This window comes from Glaciimonas sp. CA11.2 (assembly GCF_034314045.1).
Classification (GTDB): domain Bacteria; phylum Pseudomonadota; class Gammaproteobacteria; order Burkholderiales; family Burkholderiaceae_D; genus Glaciimonas.
Genome location: NZ_JAVIWL010000001.1, coordinates 3,634,918 through 3,652,749, shown reverse-complemented (window position 1 = coordinate 3,652,749; position 17,832 = coordinate 3,634,918). Strand labels below are relative to the sequence as shown.

Here is a 17,832-nt window from a genome sequence, read left to right as displayed (position 1 = left end):
TTGCGCAAACTGTTGCTGAAACGCTTATCAGAAAATGCCTAAAATAATGTAATTTTAACCATTACCGAACAACTTCCACCGTTTGCTACATTTCTTTCACTACGTTTTCGTTTGCTACTTTTCAGTATGCAACCGGTATTGGCTCAAGACTGCGCCATAAATACCATGTGGCAACGGTACGCCATGGCTCCCAGTTAGCCGACACCTCACGCGCATCGCTACGTGACACCGGTTCACCTGAGAAGTAATTAACGCTGATGCCTTTTAATAAACCGACATCATCCAACGGCAAAATATTCGGCCGAAGCAGATTAAATATCAAAAACATCTCCGCTGTCCAGCGGCCAATGCCACGAATCTGGATTAATTCAGCGATAACATCCTCATCGGGCATACTGACCCACTTATCCGCATGGACTCGTTTTGCCTTGAAATGTTCAGCTAAATCAAGGATATATTCCGCTTTACGCTTGGATAAACCGCATGCAGCTAATTGTTCGTGGCCCGCTTTTAGCACTTGGGAAGGCGAACATTTGGGGCAGATTAACAGAAATTTCTGCCAAACCGCTTCCGCTGATTTGATCGAGATTTGTTGTCCGATCACAGAGCGCGCCAATGTCGTGAATGGCTCACTACGACCAGTCAGGTGCAAATCGCCAAATTGCGGAATCAGTTTGCGCATAATACGGTCACGCTTCATCAGCTCAACCTTGGCGTCTTCCCAGTATGCGGCGACGTGAATCTTGCTATCCGCAGTTGTTATTATATTTTGCATGCGAACTAAGTCCTCCGCCATTCGGTTAGACCACTCGGCTTATCTTCGAGCAGCACGCCAGCCGCTAACAGCTCGGCACGTATGCCATCCGCAGCAGAAAAATCTTTGGCCTTCTTTGCAGCCGACCGCGCTTCGATTTTTAGCTGAATGCTTTCTTCAGACAAACCAACTACACAATCAACATTGCGCTCTCCTGCGCTGCGACCTTTCAAATAATCGTCAGCCGCCCGCGTTAAAAATCCCAAATTCCCACCCAATGCCTTCAATTGTCGTGCCAAAGCTGCCGATTTAGTTTTATTAACCTCGTTAGCAAGATCAAACAATATGGCGATCGCCGACGGCGTATTGAAATCATCGTTCATTGCTTCAACGGTGCGCAACGCATATGTCTCGTTCGGATCAAACGGCGCATCATCCGGCGTGACTTCTTTAAGCGCCGTGTACAGGCGCGTTAGCGCGTTCTTGGCATCGTCCAGATTACTATCGGCATAATTCAACTGACTACGGTAATGCGCCCGTAGGATAAAGAAACGAATCACCTCGGCATCATACGTTTTTAACACTTCGCGTATCGTAAAAAAATTGCCCAATGATTTAGACATCTTCTCATTGTCTACACGAATAAAACCGTTATGCATCCAATAATTAACAAATTGATGTCCCGAAGCGCCTTCTGACTGCGCAATTTCATTTTCATGATGCGGGAATTGCAAATCCTGCCCACCTCCATGAATATCAAACTGTTCGCCAAGCAAGTGCTCTGCCATCGCAGAGCACTCAATATGCCAGCCGGGCCGACCACGGCCCCATGGCGATGCCCACTTCACCTCGTCTGGTTCGGTTTCCTTTGACGCTTTCCACAATACAAAATCCAGGGGATCGCGCTTGCCGGTATTAACGTCCACGCGTTCACCTGCACGGAGGTCGTCGAGCGATTTACCAGAAAGTTTGCCGTAACCGGCGAAATCCCGCACCGAATAGTTAACATCACCGTCGGTAGCTTTATAGGCCAGGCCATTGCCTTCCAGTTTGCCGATCAACGACAACATTTGCGGCACATAGTCTGTCGCGCGCGGCTCATGATCCGGTTTTTGCACACCGAGCGCCCTTGCATCCTGATCCATTGCTGCAATAAAGCGGGTTGTTAATTGCGAGATGGTTTCGCCGTTTTCGACTGCGCGGCGAATGATCTTGTCGTCAATATCGGTAATGTTGCGCACATAGGTAACGTCAAACCCAGATTGCCTCAACCAGCGCTGGACCATGTCAAACACCACCATCACGCGTGCGTGACCGAGATGGCAATAGTCGTACACGGTCATGCCGCACACGTACATGCGCACTTTGCCAGGCACAATTGGGGAAAACGGCTGCTTCTGGCGCGCCAGTGTGTTATATATTTTTAGGTTACTCATGGAATCTAGTAGTTCAGGCACAGATTTATTGCACGTTGGCCCTGGTCGTTAGCACATCACCTCCCGGAAAATATGCCACGTCAGTACAACAAGACCGCCAAAACTCTTTTGCAATGCTTAGTTTGATAAAATGCTTCTTTTCGACGCAGTATATCAAACAACCAGACAACCTAGCATTGCGGAAAAGCAAAATCGTCACTCTTGCAGTAAACTTGTTGGCAATTATACGTGGCGTGTACACAATGCACCCGTAACGTCATGGTCGTAAGACTCTGAATTTATGCTGTCGTTTTAAGCTGACGTATTAAACTTTCGTATTATTCACCAGAAGGGATTTTTCATGCAACGCATCAAGCAAAGCAAGGTTTTAAGCGCACCATCAACTTCTCGCCGCACCTTTTCCCGCGTGCTGGCAACGTCAATTGCCGCGCTATCTCTGTCTTTTGCCTTTTCGAATGCCCACGCTGCCGACATGCCACATGTCCTGCTAAAAACGAACATGGGCGACATCGTCCTCGAACTGAATGCTGAGAAAGCTCCCAAAACAGTCAAAAATTTCCTAAGCTATGTGAACACGGGCCACTACAACGGCACTGTTTTTCACCGCGTAATTGATGGATTTATGATTCAGGGCGGCGGTTTTGACAAGAAGATGAACGAGAAGCCAGCACCAAATAAAGTTGAGAACGAAGGTAAGAACGGCTTGAAAAATACCGAATACAGCGTCGCCATGGCACGCACTTCGGACCCGCAATCTGCTTCTGCGCAATTCTTTATTAACGTCAAGGATAATCAATTTTTGAACTATCCAGGTCAAGACGGCTACGGCTATGCAGTTTTTGGCAAAGTGATTCAAGGCATGGAAGTCGTCGACAAGATCAAAAAAGTCAAAACAGGCGCGCAGGATGTACCAGTGCAACAAGTCATCATTGAGTCTGCGTCCATTACCAAATAAATGGGATCGATGGGACAACTGTTTTAACCACCAATTGGCCCCATTTAGCGCGATTAAACGTGCTGAAAGGCAAATAAGGTCAATTGGCGTTTAGCAGAACTGGTACTCGAAACATCTATTGTTGCAATAAAAAAATAGCCTGACGCAACACTAAGGTCAGTATTCATTTCAGCAGCATTCGTACCTAGCAACAAAACCAGTTATCCGCTATAAGAATACCCATTTTCAATCTATAACCCACAAGGCAAAAAATCATGACAGTCATCCTGACCACGAACCACGGCAACATCACCATCGAACTAGATGCAGAAAAAGCACCAAAGTCAGTTGAAAACTTTTTAGCCTATGTCAATTCAGGTCATTACAACGGCACCATTTTCCATCGCGTCATTGATGGTTTTATGGTGCAAGGCGGCGGCTTCGAGCCGGGAATGAAACAAAAACCGACTAATGCTACAGTCGAAAATGAAGCCAAGAATGGCCTGAAAAATCTGCCGTACACCTTAGCAATGGCGCGTACTTCGGACCCACATTCGGCTTCAGCCCAGTTCTTCATCAATATTAAGAACAATAGCTTCCTTGATTATCCGGGACAAGATGGTTGGGGTTATTGCGTTTTTGGAACAGTCACTGAAGGCATGGATGTCGTCGATAAAATCAAGGCCGTTAAAACTAGCCGTACCGGTATGTTCGCAGACGTACCTGTAGAAGATGTCATCATCGAAAAAGCAGAAGTCGTTCAATAATCTAAGGCAATAATCTAAAAACCTGCTTACGATCTGTAGCCTAACTAAATGGCTAAGCTGGCTTAGGAGCGATTAGGATAAATAGCGCGAAGAAACCTGAAAGGTCTTTAGACTACGAAGGTTTTGAGCCTAATTTAGTGCCAGATACCTCAAGTCAGCCAGATCGTAAAAGGCCAACAGCAATCGTCACACACACAGCTGCCCTCTATGACCGAAGCCACTTCATACACGCCGGTACAAACATCTGCGGTTGCATTATTCATTTCTGATCTGCACTTACAGGAAGCGCATCCTCGTACTACGCAAGCGTTCTACGATTTTTTGGATACGCATGCACGCCAGGCAAAGCAACTGTATCTGTTGGGTGATTTATTTGAATATTGGGCTGGTGACGACGATCTGGAAACACCTTATAACCAACAAATCGCCAATGCGCTCCGTCAGGTTAGCGACGCTAATGTTGAGGTATTCTGGATCGCAGGAAATCGAGACTTTTTGGTAGGCCAAGCCTTTGCTGAAGCGGCAGGACTTACATTATTGTCCGACCCATTTGTCGCCACAATTGCAGGTCGGCGCGTAACACTGGCACATGGCGATGCGCAATGCACCGATGATCTTGGTTACATGGCATTTCGCGCACAAGTTCGCAATCCGCAATGGCAACAACAATTTCTCGCATTACCATTGACGCAACGCAAAACGATCATCGCGGGTGCACGTGATGAGAGTCGTAAAGAACAACAAAACAAATCGATGGACATCATGGATGTCAATCAACAGGCGATCGCCGCGCTGTTTGCTGAAACCGGTACCGATACGCTAATTCATGGACACACACATCGTCCGGCCGTACATACCAATAAGGCCGCTGGCGCAACACTGAATCGCTATGTGTTATCGGATTGGGATTATGACCTCAAAAAACCACGCGGCGGCTGGATATCGATTGATTCAGACGGTGCAATTCGGCGTTTCGACCATTCCGGTAGCGCGCTTCAGAGTGTATAAATAGTAATTGATATAACTTACTTTTTATCTCAACATCTTGCAAATCAATTTATTTCAACTAAAATTAACAAATAGATGTAATTTTAATAATAAAAATGATGATTTGATCTAATCAATACCATTTATAGCTCTATTCAGAGAAGTAACCTGGCAGTCATTCCATTGATCCACCAAATGCATCTGAAAAAATCGTATTAAGCGCAGACACACAAAAAGTGTGGGGCACGTTTGAAACCTGTTTTTTTGATCAACTCGATGGAGGCATCATGTATAGGCGAGACTTCATACTAAAAACCGCTGGAGTGCTGGGAATGACCAGTCTGGTCCTTGCTGGCTGCACGACTACCTCGCCATCAGACGCTAATGCCGATCCGGGCAAACGTCGTCGGCAAATTGATACAAGCATCGATACAACAATGGCACGCTTATATACGGCTGCTCCACATGCGCGTGAACTGGTATCCAAGGCAAATGGCGTGTTGGTATTTCCATCTGTTATTGCAGCAGGATTTGGCATCGGCGGTCAATATGGGGAAGGAGCGCTACGTGTCGGAAATAAAACCGACGGTTACTACAGTACCGCTTCCGCTTCAATTGGGTTACAAATCGGCGCCCAGTCTAAAGCGCTGATTTTTCTGTTCATGACTCAGGACTCGCTAAACAAATTTCGTAGTAGCAACGGTTGGGCAGTGGGTGCCGATGCATCGGTCGCTGTCCTTAAGATCGGCGCGAACGGCGAAATAGATACAACGTCCATGACATCCTCAGTTCTGGCATTTGTATTAACCAACAGTGGTCTTATGGCAAATCTAACGCTCGAAGGTACTAAGGTATCGCGACTCAACATGTAAGTGATGTGTCACGCGCCCTGATTGCACCTAATAACGCCATAAATAATGCGCGTAAATTCAATCATTCAATCGCTGAGGGAGTATTGACGTGACGTGTCATTAAAAAAGCTCACAATCCTTTATGGATTGTGAGCTTATATAATTTGGCCGTATTTACGCTTTTGTAAGCGCTGCAGACGATGATTCCATCGAAATTACGGGTTTTGAATGTTCGCCGCTTGCTTGCCTTTTGGGCCTTGCATGATATCGAACTGGACTTTTTGACCTTCTTTTAATGTCTTGAAACCGCCCATCTGAATCGCGGAAAAATGCGCGAACAAGTCTTCACTGCCGTCATCGGGCGTAATGAAGCCGAAGCCCTTAGAGTCGTTAAACCACTTGACGATACCTGTTGTCATAATACTTCTTTCAAAAATGTCACACCACACGGGCTGGAAGGCAGGACCTCGGTCGACCGAATACATCACTTTGTTCCTACCTGCATTACCCACTTTGTATTAAAAAATATCAACCGTAAAACGCATTATTTTCAATATCTTTAAAAAGTGATTTAACACGTTTATTATCAGAAATAATGTGGCTAGAAATACTTAGTCATTCTAACCATAACGCTTAGATGATTAAATCCAAGCGTAACCATTTCATAGTTTGATGCTGATAATGTGTTGCGCTATGAAAGCGAAACCCATACAACATCATCCACAGAATGGGAAAACAATACTATCGGGTTTTGGCGATTTTTTAGTAGGGGAATACCTGATTGGGGATGTCAGATATTGAGTGATCGGCGGAAGACAAATCTAACAAACACCAGGGATTATGCTAAATTATTACTACGCTTGTGCGAGCATATAATACAACAAAGGTAAACCATCCTTGATCTCACAACGCCTTTACGTTAACACTTTTTATTCAAACTGTCGTTTGAATTCCGCAAACTGGTTACTCAACGCATCCACCTGTTGACGCAGCATAACGACTTCTTCCTCAAGCGCAGCAATACGATCCTGACGATCTGATCTATGAATCGCGGCACTATTAGAAAACGTTTCAGCAACCACTTGTTGCGCCAAAATTTCCTCACCAGTTAACAGTTGCGCGTAGCGCGATTCTTTTGTGCCCGGCCCTTTTACCAGACGCGCTACCAGTGGCGGATATTTATCGATAAGAAATTGCAGCGCAATCTCGACATCGTTGACGGAGGCAAACTCATATTGACGACTGCAACGCATACGGACCTCACCGGCGGTCTGAATACCTCGCAACATCAAGGTCGCCAATACAGCCAACTTATCCGGCTCAAGCGTCCATTTAAGACGCATACGATGCTCGTATTTGGCAACACGCGCGCCCGCCTGATTGACCTCCACGACCAACTTGCGCTGCATAAGTCGTTGCAACACATCCAGCACGGTTGACTCTGAAATTGACATTACAGGATCACGACTCGATAACTGGTTACAGCCATTCACCAGCGTATTGAGTGAGAGAGGATAGTTATCGGGCGTTAGTGCTTCTTTTTCTGCCAATACGGCAAGTACACGAATTTCAAATGAATCAAGGATGGCGTCATCGCCATTGGATGGGGAGATTGCTTCCAGTGTCATTATCTAACCTTTTGTATGTTACCTTGGTCTGGATCCGCGCAGGATCAACGTAAATGCAACGCCATACCGACATTTTTTTGAAATCGAACTCAGCTCATCGTTACTCGACTAACTTGTTAAGCTGATCAGGATCAAACTTGTCCAAAGGTGGCAAGCTATCGCAAGCGATCCCGGCAGACTTTAACAAAGCGACGATGCGGGCGATCTGATGCTCTTGAGCAGCCGCATTATCGATCAAACCGTGCAACGCCTTTGATAGTGGATCGTCACCGTTAGGTGTCACGCCATATGCTGCAAACATGCGCGCAGCGGCGTCTTCCTGAGCGTTATGGACTTCCGTCTGAATAATGCGCGCAGGATTACCGACTGCGGTTGCTCCGGCGGGTACCGCTTTCACCACTACCGCATTAGAGCCGACCTTTGCGCCCTCACCCACAGTAAAGCTACCCAGTATCTTTGCACCAGCACCGATGATCACACCACGCGCCAGGGTCGGATGTCGCTTGATGCCTTTACCAAGCGACGTGCCACCTAACGTGACACCCTGATAAATAGTGCAGTCATCGCCAACGTCAGCGGTCTCACCAATAACCACGCCAAATCCGTGATCAATAAAAACGCGGCGGCCGATCGTTGCTGCCGGATGAATTTCGATACCGGTAAGTATCCTGGCAATATGGGCGATAAAACGCCCAATCAATTTAAATTCATGCGCCCAGCAAAATGCTGCCCAGCGATGCATAACAATCGCATGAAATCCTGGATAACAGCATGCCACCTCCAATGCAGTGCGTGCGGCGGGATCTCGAGCCATGATATTGGCGATGTCTTCACGAAGGCGACTAAACATAGAAACTAAATTGATTGAGCTACGTGAGGGGAATATTGCGGAGCAATGACGAGGCGTAATCTTATGCTAAAACTGTGCAGCCGTCTTTGGAAGTGTCAGAATCGGGTCCAATTGCAGGGCCAAACCATTATCTCGCACATTATTTTGCCTAAATTTCACAAGCTATCGATTATGGTTGGATAATGTGCGCGAAATGTTAAAGTAAAAAGCGCAATAAAAAACGCCCTCGCCATTGCCATTCCCATTGCCATTGCCAAAGAAGCCCAAGAATAATCCGAATGGTAAAGGTTGCTCGGTCAACGCCTCAGAAGAAACGTCTAGCCTCGCAACCCCTATCTCGCGCTTATCGGCGACCTTATTAGCCAGTTGATTTTGCTGCTTATTTGCATGTTGATTGCGCTATCTTATTGCACTACCTCATTGCTAACTATCGGATTACTTTATCCGATAATTAGTCAATTACACGCCTTTCGCAAGGCGCTGACGACGCGCCTCATATAAACATACCCCGGACGCAACCGATACGTTCAAACTTTCTACTGAACCGAACATCGGCACATGGACCAGAACATCACAGGTTTCGCGTGTCAAGCGACGCATGCCTTCGCCCTCAGAACCCATGATTAATGCGGCGGGGCCTGAGAAATCAGCCTCGTATAAACTTTTTTCGCCATCTTCCGTTGTGCCGATTAACAAAATGTTGCGTTCTTTTAGCTCACGTAATGTGCGCGCAAGATTGGTGACCGTGATGTATGGGATCGTTTCGGCAGCGCCGCTGGCAACCTTTGCAGCGGTGGCGTTGAGGCCCACGGCACGGTCTTTAGGTGCAATGACAGCGTGTGCACCAACGCCATCAGCGACTCGTAAACAAGCACCGAGATTATGGGGGTCAGTGATGCCATCCAAAATCAGTAGCAACGGCGGTCCGTCGATTGCATCTAGCAATTCGTCCAGATTGCGGGCTAACGAAAGTTCACCCGCTTTAGCAACCACACCCTGATGGCGGCGTGTACCGACCATATTGGACAAACGCTGATCATCAACCGGAAGCACGCGCACGTTGGCGGCTTTAGCAGTGCCGATCAAATCTTTCATACGACCATCTACACGACTGGCGTCGACATAAATTTCTTCCACTGAAGAAGCCTCGTGACGTAGACGGGAGGTGACGGCGTGAAAGCCAAAAATCATTTTACTTTTCATGTTCTATCTTTTTTTCTTGCTTGATTTGGCGAAAGTTTTTGGTTCGCGCGTTTTCTCCACACCCATGGTGACTTTAGCATTTTTGCCTTTAGTGACCTTGGTTTTGGCAGCGCTTACATTAGCCTTGCCGGTTTTGTTTGCTTTAGTAGCGGGTATTCGATTTGCAGGAGTGGTATCGACTTTCGTCTTAGCCTTTCTGCTACGCGATTTGTCGTGCTCATTATCAGCACGTCGCGCTTCATTTTTCAACACAGTTTTAATACCGGGTTCCGTAACCAGACGCAAATCAATCTTACGCGCATCTAGATCAACACGACTAACCTGGACCGTTACACGATCAGTCAACTGATAACGCATCCCTGTACGCTCACCACGTAATTCATGACGCGCTTCGTCGTATTGGAAATAATCCGCACCCAATTCGGTGACATGGACCAAGCCTTCGATATACAAGGCATCAAGCTGAACAAAAATGCCAAACGTAGCAACACCAGAAATGGTTCCTGTGAACTCTTCACCCAGTTTATCCCGGATGAAATAACATTTCAGCCACGCCTCGACATCGCGTGAAGCCTCGTCCGCACGTCTTTCATTCGCCGAGCAATGCACACCTAGTGCTTCCCAGATTGCCAGACTGCCTTCGTTTTTCTTTTTGCCAGCGGCTTTGTCTTCCGCCTGCTTACGTCGTCCCGCTGGCGACAACATCGTGTTCAATCCGCTGGTATCAAGCCCTTTAGGCTCATAACGTTTACCAAGCAAAATCGCCTTAATGGCGCGATGTGTCAGCAAATCAGGATAGCGACGAATCGGGCTGGTGAAATGCGCGTAATGATCGTACGACAACCCAAAATGGCCGATATTTTCTGGGTTATACACGGCTTGTTGCATTGAGCGCAGCAGCATCGTTTGCAGCAATAACGCATCAGGACGCGCCTTGATCGCCGGCATTAGGGCAGCGTAGTCAGAAGCAGATGGCGTATCGCCACCGGCTAATGTCAGGCCAACTTGCTTTAGAAACGTCCGTAAAACCGCCAGTTTTTCTTTAGTCGGGCTGGCATGAATACGGTAAAGACCAGGATGTTTATGTCGCTCGAGCAAATCAGCTGCGCAGACATTGGCTGCCAACATGCATTCTTCGATCAGTCTGTGTGCGTCGTTGCGTGTGCGCGGCAGAATTTTCTCAATCTTGCCAGCTGCATTGCAAACGATATAAGTTTCAGTCGTTTCGAAGTCAATGGCACCACGGGCCTGACGCGCTTGTAATAAAGCATGAAACACTTCGTACAAATGCAACAGATGCGGGACCAGCTCAGGACGCTTGGCAGCTTCAGGGCCTTTGGTGTTGCCAAGGACTGCAGCAACCTCTGTGTAAGTTAGACGTGCCGCAGAATGAATTACCGCAGGATAAAACTGATAAGCCTTAATTTCGCCTTTGGCAGTAATCACGGCATCGCACACTAACGTCAGACGATCAACATCCGGATTGAGCGAGCACAAACCGTTTGACAGTTTCTCCGGCAGCATCGGAATGACCCGGCGCGGAAAATACACCGACGTACTACGCTCTAAAGCATCGACATCCAACGCGTCATTCGGTTTGACGTAATGACTCACATCGGCGATAGCAACAATCAGGCGATAGCCGGTGGTGCGACCGATCTTGACCGGCTCGCAATACACCGCGTCATCAAAATCGCGTGCATCTTCGCCATCGATCGTGACCAAAGGAACATCACGCAAATCGACGCGTTCAGCCAAATCGCCATCCACAACCACGCTTGGCAACTTTGATGCCGCTTTTTGTGCTGCAGCAGAAAATTCATGTGGAACGCCAAATTTGCGCACGGCAATTTCGATTTCCATTCCAGGATCATCAATATCGCCCAAAATTTCCGAAATTTTACCGACGGGCTGTGTAAAGCGAGACGGTTGTACCGTCAGTTCAACGCTGACGACCTGCCCGGCTTTGGCTTTGCCCGGCGAACCGGTCAAAATAATATCCTGACTGATGCGCTTGTCTTCGGGCGCAATCACCCACGCACCGTTTTCGTTAAGCAGACGCCCGATTACATGTGTGTTAGCCCGACTGATGACTTCGACAATCGTGCCTTCAGGGCGACCGCGGCGGTCGGTGCCAATGATGCGCGCCTGAACGCGATCACCATTAAGCACTTTCTGCATCTCTTTTTCGGGCAGAAAAACATCACCGCCGCCGTCATCGGGAATCAGGAAACCAAAACCGTCGCGATGACTACTGACCCGACCGACGATAAAATCCGGTGAATTAGTGAGCTTATAAATGCCCGCGCGATCTGGCTTAATTTGACCGTCTCGGTCCATCGCATTGAGCCGTCGCGTCAAACCTTCCATTTCGTCGGGTTTAACGCCGAGTGCCGCGGCAAGCGCGTCGATATTTTGCGGTTCGGAAGAAGTCCGCAGAAGGCCGAGAATTTCCTCTCGGCTAGGGATGGTGTAGGAGTATTGGCTCAAGAGGCGTGGGAATAGTTGTTATAGATAAAATCGGGAAATTGGTTAAAGCGGAGCATAAAAGACTTGCAATCAGTGCCTAGTGTAACGGAGGAAAGGGTCATTCTCCTAGTTAGCAACTTTTTATCACACCAAATCATGCCACACAGCACCGCAAGTTGACTTATTTTCACTTTCATCTATAATCTTCGTCTTCGCAGGATTTAGTCAAGACTTAATTCTTCGAAGATAGCTTGAATAGTTTCAATTTTCAAGCCCACGTGGCGGAATTGGTAGACGCGCATGGTTCAGGTCCATGTGCCTTCGGGTGTGGGGGTTCGAGTCCCTCCGTGGGCACCAAGTAATTGGTGCAATAAACATGACAAGTACAAAAATAAAGTTACAAGATAAAGTAAGAATAAGAAGAGAAACCGCCTACACATCGATGTTTATGCGGTTTTTTCTTTTTTATTATGCAAACAATCATGACCCGCTACGCCATCATACCAAGCCACCGCAACAATGATGAGCATCAGTTGGGCGCAGCAGCGCAGTCCCTGGCTTTTTCTTCCCCCCTATTCCAGCACAATTCGTCTCCGATCATTGCAGGATGGGGAATACCCTCGTGATCGATATGGGCGGTCACTGTCCGCCAGGAACGTGCGCCCTCGCGATCCAGTTCGAGACGTAAAAGCCAGCCCGTAATATTGGCCTGCTCCGTAAATCCATTGAACAAAAAGTTACCCAAGCTGTAAATAATCGGCTTCCCACGATACTGCTCAACGTTCTGAGTGACGTGTGGGTGACCACCAACTACGGCATCCGCACCGGCATCAATCATCGTCCGGGCTAGCTGCCGCTGACGATCGCTAGCGTTAGGCTCGTCTTCCCAGCCCCAATGCATAACTGGAATAACCAGATCAGCTTGAAAAACTGTTCGCGCTCGACCAATATCCAACCGGACCTGCTCGTCCTCACTCCATGCAATTCCAGGCTTATCGACATCTGCTTCAAAACTTCTGGGCATAAATTCGTCATAACCTAACAATGCAACCCGCAAACCATTACGCTCGATAATCAAGGGTTGGTGAGCCTGGTGAAGATTACGACCACCACCAAAGTAACCGATGCCATTACCATCCAACAGATCAAGCATTTCAGCAAAGGCAATGGGACCGTAGTCGCCAGAATGATTATTTGCCAAACCCACGGCGTCAAAATGACGCTTGAGAACGCGTAAAGTACGCGGGTTAGCTCGAAAGGTGAATGGCTTATCGGGTTGAGGTGTACCCTTAGTAGCCACCACGCACTCGAGGTTCCCTACTCGAATATCCGCCGCATTCAAGGTCGCTGCAAATGGTGCAAAAGGGTCTCGTCCGCTCCTTACAACCTTCCCAGGTGTCTCAGCGAGCATGATGTCGCCAACGAAAGCAATGGATACCGACGCCTCGGGAATTTGTGCCGAGGCCAACGTCACCCCGCTCACCATGATTAGCCACAGTATCGCTCCCAACCAATCAATACGCTTCATGGTGCAATTTCCAGTAAAGCGCATCCGTATTGCAAATTTCGCTGCATTGGCATTGAATAAACGTCAATTACGCCGGTAAGCGCGGCAGGGGAGTCGTCCGATGATGGCACTGGCGCCAGATATTTTGCTTCATGCAGCAGCATCGGTTGCGGCAAAGCGTGATCATAAATGTACAGTTTGATATAGGTAATCTTACGCGCGTCGCCAATGACAACGGCCTTAAAATGGAACCGGCCATTAATATCAATTGCCTTCACGCTATACGGATCACTTCCCGGCAGAAAATCCACTATTTGCGACTCCCCACTTTGTGTTATCTGACAACGCAAGAGCGGCGCAGCGATTACCGTGCGAGGGACAAAACCAGTAATCAGCAGACCGACGTAAAAAACAAACTGAAGCCTTATGGAAAGCTGATTAGCGAGATGACGCAAAAGCCTAGGCCGCATATATGTCATTTGTATGTCTAAATAACAAGAAAGTAGTGAGATTAAAGCAAGTCCTTAATCTTTGTCAAAAATGAATTTTTTATCCACGTCATTTCATCAGAATAACGATTACATTCAAAGACAATCACGCCCTCACTCTTTCGTTGACCAAACCATATAAATACACGTATTATTCGTGCTTCGCAATTGCTACGCACCTTAAGTGGTGAGTACAAATGCCCACGTGGCGGAATTGGTAGACGCGCATGGTTCAGGTCCATGTGCCTTCGGGTGTGGGGGTTCGAGTCCCTCCGTGGGCACCAAGTAATTGGTGTAAAAATAGAAAAACCGCATAAGCATCAATGTTTATGCGGTTTTTTTGTATCTGAAATAAACTAACAGATAGGTTTATTTCATTATTGTCACTCATTTAGCTTTGCAAAACATCAGGTTAAATCCTGAAAAATGCATCCTGAACTTGCAACAGAAAATCGCCAGCAAGGCAGATTTTCCGTCACATTCTCGCCCCATCCAACAACAAATATCTCCAGCAAATCTATTTCATTGTCGGCATGGCAAATTCTGCGCCAGCTGCAATCGTTGCTGGCCAACGTTGTGTCACCGCTTTTTGCTTAGTATAGAAGCGCACTGATTCCGGGCCGTGTGCGTGATGATCTCCAAACAGACTCCGCTTCCAACCGCCAAAGCTATGGAATGCCATCGGCACCGGAATAGGGACATTGACGCCGACCATTCCGACCTGCACTCTTGATGTGTATTCGCGTGCGGTATTGCCATCGCGTGTAAAGATGGCGGTGCCGTTACCAAATTCATGCGCATTGACGAGTTCCAAAGCCGCTGCAAAATCAGGTACCCGCACAATACATAACACTGGTCCGAAAATTTCTTCCTGATAAATTTTCATCTCGGCGGTGACATGATCAAACAACGTGCCGCCAAGAAAGAACCCTTTTTCATGACCGGGCAAAGTAAAGCTACGCCCGTCAACAGCGAGCGTTGCACCAGCAGCGATACCGTCGTTGATGTAACCAAGGATTTTATCCTTGTGAATTTGTGTCACGACCGGACCCATTTCAGCCTCTAAGTCCATGCCCTGATTGATGCGCAGTTCGCGCACACGCGGGGCCAGCGCTGCAACCAGCTTATCGGCAACATCACCAACGGCGACTGCGACGGAAATCGCCATGCAACGCTCGCCCGCAGAACCATAGCCAGCACCAATTAGCGCGTCTACGGTTTGATGCAAGTCAGCATCCGGCATCACGACCATGTGATTTTTTGCACCGCCCAATGCCTGCACGCGCTTGCCCTTGGCGCAGCCGGTGGCATAGATGTATTCAGCAATAGGTGTTGATCCGACGAAACTGACTGCCTTCACGTCCGGATGATCCAGGATTGCGTCAACCGCTACTTTATCGCCTTGCACCACGTTAAAGACGCCATCCGGCAGACCTGCTTCTGTCAACAGTTCAGCCAGTAGCAAACTAGCTGAGGGATCGCGCTCGGATGGTTTCAATACGAACGTGTTGCCGCAGGCAATCGCCATAGGAAACATCCACATCGGCACCATGACAGGAAAATTGAACGGCGTAATCCCAGCACAAACACCCAATGGCTGGCGCATAGTCCATGCATCAATGCCATTGCTAATTTGCTCTGTGTATTCACCCTTCAACAATTGCGGTATGCCAGTGGAAAATTCGGCAACCTCGATACCGCGCGTAACTTCACCTTTAGCGTCGGTAAACACTTTGCCGTGCTCACTGGTGATCATTGCCGCGAGGCGATCATGGTTTTTATCGAGTAATTCTTTGAATTTAAACATAATGCGGGCGCGACGCAACGGCGGCAATGCCGACCATGCAGGGAACGCGGCCTTTGCGGCAGCAACCGCTGCATCGACTTCGGCGGTCGACGCAAGACCGACTTTGGCGCTGATAGCGCCGGTGGCAGGATTAAATACGTCGCTGGAGCGTTCGGCTTTTGACGCGACATGCTGACCGTTGATGAAGTGACCAATAACTGTGGGTGATGACATAGTAGTTGCCTCGAAAGTGATGTATACGAAATGCGTAATATTGCCTGGTGTTGTCCGGTAGTCTGGAAAGCGATGATGCGCCAACCACGTCAACAATTTCTCGCATGAAACTAAAATGGGCACGCTAAAAAACTGTCGCCGCATCGGATGACGGATCGCGCTATGTTCCTCCGTCCTACTTGCACCATCCTTACAACAGACGCTACTAACGCGGCATTAACCAATCATGGGCAGGGTCATTTTTAAAATGCCAGGTGCGCTTCGGCCCCGCCATTACGTTGAGGTAATAGCAGTCGTAACCGTGCGGTGCTACGACTGGATGATAACCCTTTGGCACCATCACAACATCATGATTTTCCACCGCCATCGATTCATCCAGAGAGCGATCATCTGTATAGACCCGTTGAAAAGTAAATCCCTGAGCAGGATTTATTCGGTGGTAATACGTCTCTTCCAAAGCGCTCTCAGTCGGGATGTCATCGGTATCGTGTTTGTGCGGCGGATAACTTGATGAATGCCCACCCGGCGTAATGACCTCGACAACCAATAAGTGATCGGCAGGTGCGCTTTGCGGCAAAATATCGCACACATAGCGCGTATTGCTTCCCTGCCCTCGTACCGAGCGTTTTGCAGTCACCGGTTCAATCAATCGGGCTGCAACATCACCATGACCCGGTGCGCTACAGATGGCGACTTCAACGTCATCATGCGCAGTAATGTTGATCTTTTGGCCGTGCGGCACGTAGACCGAATACGGTGAAGCATCATCAAACACGCTTTGACGCTCGCCAATCTCAGCCCAATGCGCATCACCGGCGCGAACGCTGACTACGCCACGTAAAATGACGATACACATTTCGCGGGAACCGGTATCAAAATCAAGATGCTCGTTTTTACTTAATCGATAGGCCGCAAATCCAACATAATGCCATCCGGCCGATTCCGGCGTAACACGCACGATCTCCCGACCTTGCTGCCGTCCTTTAACTAACAAGTTCATGCGGCTTCCTCCAATCCAAAAATACTACCGCTCTCAATTCCCTGCACCAATCCGGCGAGATGTTGATAGCCCATTTCGGCATATTGATAACTCGGTGCAACGGCTGGGTCCTGTTCCGCTTCCACCACCAACCAGCCTTGATAATCGTGATGATAGAGCATCAATAGCAATGCCGAAAAATCAATCGCGCCATCGCCCGGGACAGTGAAAGCCCCATTAATAACTGCTTGCAGGAAACTCCAATTGCCATTGCGGGCCAATTTCATCACGGACGGACGCACATCCTTGCAATGCACGTGTGACACGCGTGCTATATGTTTCGTTAATACCGCCAATGCATCGCCCCCAGCGAACGTAATATGGCCGCTGTCAAACAATAACCCAACCGACTCGCCGGTGAGCGCCATCAATCGATCAATATCCGCTGCCGTCTCGACGTATGCACCCATGTGATGGTGGTAGGACAGCCGCACACCATGTGACAACGTGTAGGTCGCAAACGCGGTCAACTTGTCTGCATATTCCTGCCATTGCTGCGGAGTAGTAAATTGGGGGCGCTTATAAAGCGGTTCCGGTCTTCCCTGTATTGCATTAGCGACTTCGCCATATACCATTACCTTGGCACCATTTTCTGCCAGAAGACGCAAGTGTGGTCCGACTCCAATAATCTCATCCTCAACCGTGCCAGTCGCCAATCGACCGGAGTACCAACCCGATACACATTCCAGCGAATACTTGCCCAGTACAGCAGCGAGTGCGGCTGCCTCCTTGGGAAACTTATTACCCAATTCAAACCCGCGATAGCCGATCTGCGCCCCTTCTGATAGCGCGACGTCAAGCGGGGTTTCACCACCTAATGAGGGCAAATCATCGTTCATCCAGGAGATTGGATTGATCCCAATTTTTACGTTGAATTGTTTAGCCACGATATTTTCCAA

Annotated in this window: 16 protein-coding genes and 2 tRNA genes; 6 read left to right on the top strand and 12 right to left on the bottom strand. The window is 48.3% G+C overall.

Annotated elements, in window-relative coordinates; translation table 11 throughout:
- Positions 1-121 precede the first annotated feature (121 nt).
- Positions 122-775, bottom strand: a complete 654-nt coding sequence (locus tag RGU75_RS15810; protein ID WP_322237535.1) for a DNA-3-methyladenine glycosylase — start codon at positions 773-775, stop codon at positions 122-124.
- Positions 776-780: 5 nt separating this feature from the next.
- The gene (gene cysS, locus RGU75_RS15805; protein WP_322237533.1) at positions 781-2,190 is read right to left on the bottom strand and encodes a cysteine--tRNA ligase; all 1,410 of its coding nucleotides are present in this window, start codon (positions 2,188-2,190) and stop codon (positions 781-783) included.
- A 340-nt stretch (positions 2,191-2,530) separates the two neighbouring features.
- On the opposite strand from cysS, the gene RGU75_RS15800 reads away from it, so the two are divergent.
- The 4 genes from RGU75_RS15800 to RGU75_RS15785 all read left to right on the top strand — a co-directional run bounded on the left by RGU75_RS15800 (position 2,531) and on the right by RGU75_RS15785 (position 5,750).
- Positions 2,531-3,145, top strand: coding sequence for a peptidylprolyl isomerase (locus RGU75_RS15800; protein ID WP_322237530.1), 615 nt, complete (start codon positions 2,531-2,533; stop codon positions 3,143-3,145).
- Between the two features lie 254 nt (positions 3,146-3,399).
- Positions 3,400-3,891, top strand: coding sequence for a peptidylprolyl isomerase (locus tag RGU75_RS15795; protein ID WP_322237527.1), 492 nt, complete (start codon positions 3,400-3,402; stop codon positions 3,889-3,891).
- Positions 3,892-4,098: 207 nt separating this feature from the next.
- Positions 4,099-4,899 (top strand): UDP-2,3-diacylglucosamine diphosphatase, encoded by an 801-nt coding sequence (locus RGU75_RS15790; RefSeq protein ID WP_322237525.1) that lies wholly within the window; start codon positions 4,099-4,101, stop codon positions 4,897-4,899.
- Positions 4,900-5,165: 266 nt separating this feature from the next.
- Positions 5,166-5,750 carry a YSC84-related protein gene (locus RGU75_RS15785; protein WP_322237523.1) on the top strand — a complete coding sequence of 195 codons (585 nt, stop codon included), beginning with the start codon at positions 5,166-5,168 and terminating at the stop codon, positions 5,748-5,750.
- A gap of 194 nt (positions 5,751-5,944) precedes the next feature.
- On the opposite strand, the gene RGU75_RS15780 is transcribed toward RGU75_RS15785, so the two are convergent.
- From RGU75_RS15780 to rnr, 5 genes are all read right to left on the bottom strand, one after another.
- Positions 5,945-6,148: a cold-shock protein gene (locus RGU75_RS15780; protein WP_168052175.1), complete on the bottom strand. Its 204-nt coding sequence runs from the start codon at positions 6,146-6,148 to the stop codon at positions 5,945-5,947.
- A 510-nt stretch (positions 6,149-6,658) separates the two neighbouring features.
- Positions 6,659-7,357: a YceH family protein gene (locus RGU75_RS15775; RefSeq protein WP_322237520.1), complete on the bottom strand. Its 699-nt coding sequence runs from the start codon at positions 7,355-7,357 to the stop codon at positions 6,659-6,661.
- Between the two features lie 100 nt (positions 7,358-7,457).
- Positions 7,458-8,207, bottom strand: coding sequence for a serine O-acetyltransferase (gene cysE, locus RGU75_RS15770; protein ID WP_322237517.1), 750 nt, complete (start codon positions 8,205-8,207; stop codon positions 7,458-7,460).
- Between the two features lie 459 nt (positions 8,208-8,666).
- Positions 8,667-9,410, bottom strand: coding sequence for a 23S rRNA (guanosine(2251)-2'-O)-methyltransferase RlmB (gene rlmB / locus RGU75_RS15765; RefSeq protein ID WP_205321308.1), 744 nt, complete (start codon positions 9,408-9,410; stop codon positions 8,667-8,669).
- A gap of 3 nt (positions 9,411-9,413) precedes the next feature.
- Positions 9,414-11,900, bottom strand: coding sequence for a ribonuclease R (gene rnr / locus RGU75_RS15760; RefSeq protein ID WP_322237514.1), 2,487 nt, complete (start codon positions 11,898-11,900; stop codon positions 9,414-9,416).
- Positions 11,901-12,151: 251 nt separating this feature from the next.
- On the opposite strand from rnr, the gene RGU75_RS15755 reads away from it, so the two are divergent.
- Positions 12,152-12,236, top strand: a tRNA-Leu gene (locus RGU75_RS15755).
- A 172-nt stretch (positions 12,237-12,408) separates the two neighbouring features.
- Here the strand turns inward: RGU75_RS15755 and RGU75_RS15750 are convergent.
- On the bottom strand, positions 12,409-13,365 hold the full coding sequence (locus tag RGU75_RS15750; protein ID WP_416186876.1) for a CapA family protein: 957 nt from the start codon (positions 13,363-13,365) through the stop codon (positions 12,409-12,411).
- A gap of 38 nt (positions 13,366-13,403) precedes the next feature.
- Positions 13,404-13,856, bottom strand: coding sequence for a hypothetical protein (locus tag RGU75_RS15745; RefSeq protein WP_322237508.1), 453 nt, complete (start codon positions 13,854-13,856; stop codon positions 13,404-13,406).
- Between the two features lie 217 nt (positions 13,857-14,073).
- Between RGU75_RS15745 and RGU75_RS15740 the strand changes: the two genes are divergently transcribed.
- Positions 14,074-14,158, top strand: a tRNA-Leu gene (locus RGU75_RS15740).
- 233 nt (positions 14,159-14,391) lie between these two features.
- On the opposite strand, the gene RGU75_RS15735 is transcribed toward RGU75_RS15740, so the two are convergent.
- The 3 genes from RGU75_RS15735 to iolE all read right to left on the bottom strand — a co-directional run bounded on the left by RGU75_RS15735 (position 14,392) and on the right by iolE (position 17,820).
- On the bottom strand, positions 14,392-15,894 hold the full coding sequence (locus tag RGU75_RS15735) for a CoA-acylating methylmalonate-semialdehyde dehydrogenase (RefSeq protein WP_322237506.1): 1,503 nt from the start codon (positions 15,892-15,894) through the stop codon (positions 14,392-14,394).
- A gap of 205 nt (positions 15,895-16,099) precedes the next feature.
- Positions 16,100-16,894: a 5-deoxy-glucuronate isomerase gene (gene iolB / locus RGU75_RS15730; RefSeq protein ID WP_322237503.1), complete on the bottom strand. Its 795-nt coding sequence runs from the start codon at positions 16,892-16,894 to the stop codon at positions 16,100-16,102.
- Entirely contained in the window at positions 16,891-17,820 is a 930-nt protein-coding gene (gene iolE / locus RGU75_RS15725) for a myo-inosose-2 dehydratase (RefSeq protein ID WP_322237501.1), read from the bottom strand. The genes iolB and iolE overlap by 4 nt, the downstream gene beginning before the upstream one ends.
- Between the last annotated feature and the right edge of the window lie 12 nt (positions 17,821-17,832).

Bases quoted from the DNA above. Each gene is read 5' to 3' on its own strand.
- RGU75_RS15810 (WP_322237535.1), bottom strand. From the start codon at position 775: ATGCAAAATATAATAACAACTGCGGATAGCAAGATTCACGTCGCCGCA.
- RGU75_RS15750 (WP_416186876.1), bottom strand. From the start codon at position 13,365: ATGGTGAGCGGGGTGACGTTGGCCTCGGCACAAATTCCCGAGGCGTCG.
- RGU75_RS15745 (WP_322237508.1), bottom strand. From the start codon at position 13,856: ATGCGGCCTAGGCTTTTGCGTCATCTCGCTAATCAGCTTTCCATAAGG.
- RGU75_RS15800 (WP_322237530.1), top strand. From the start codon at position 2,531: ATGCAACGCATCAAGCAAAGCAAGGTTTTAAGCGCACCATCAACTTCT.
- RGU75_RS15775 (WP_322237520.1), bottom strand. From the start codon at position 7,357: ATGACACTGGAAGCAATCTCCCCATCCAATGGCGATGACGCCATCCTT.
- iolB (WP_322237503.1), bottom strand. From the start codon at position 16,894: ATGAACTTGTTAGTTAAAGGACGGCAGCAAGGTCGGGAGATCGTGCGT.
- RGU75_RS15790 (WP_322237525.1), top strand. From the start codon at position 4,099: ATGACCGAAGCCACTTCATACACGCCGGTACAAACATCTGCGGTTGCA.
- rlmB (WP_205321308.1), bottom strand. From the start codon at position 9,410: ATGAAAAGTAAAATGATTTTTGGCTTTCACGCCGTCACCTCCCGTCTA.
- RGU75_RS15785 (WP_322237523.1), top strand. From the start codon at position 5,166: ATGTATAGGCGAGACTTCATACTAAAAACCGCTGGAGTGCTGGGAATG.
- RGU75_RS15795 (WP_322237527.1), top strand. From the start codon at position 3,400: ATGACAGTCATCCTGACCACGAACCACGGCAACATCACCATCGAACTA.
- cysE (WP_322237517.1), bottom strand. From the start codon at position 8,207: ATGTTTAGTCGCCTTCGTGAAGACATCGCCAATATCATGGCTCGAGAT.
- RGU75_RS15780 (WP_168052175.1), bottom strand. From the start codon at position 6,148: ATGACAACAGGTATCGTCAAGTGGTTTAACGACTCTAAGGGCTTCGGC.
- cysS (WP_322237533.1), bottom strand. From the start codon at position 2,190: ATGAGTAACCTAAAAATATATAACACACTGGCGCGCCAGAAGCAGCCG.
- RGU75_RS15735 (WP_322237506.1), bottom strand. From the start codon at position 15,894: ATGTCATCACCCACAGTTATTGGTCACTTCATCAACGGTCAGCATGTC.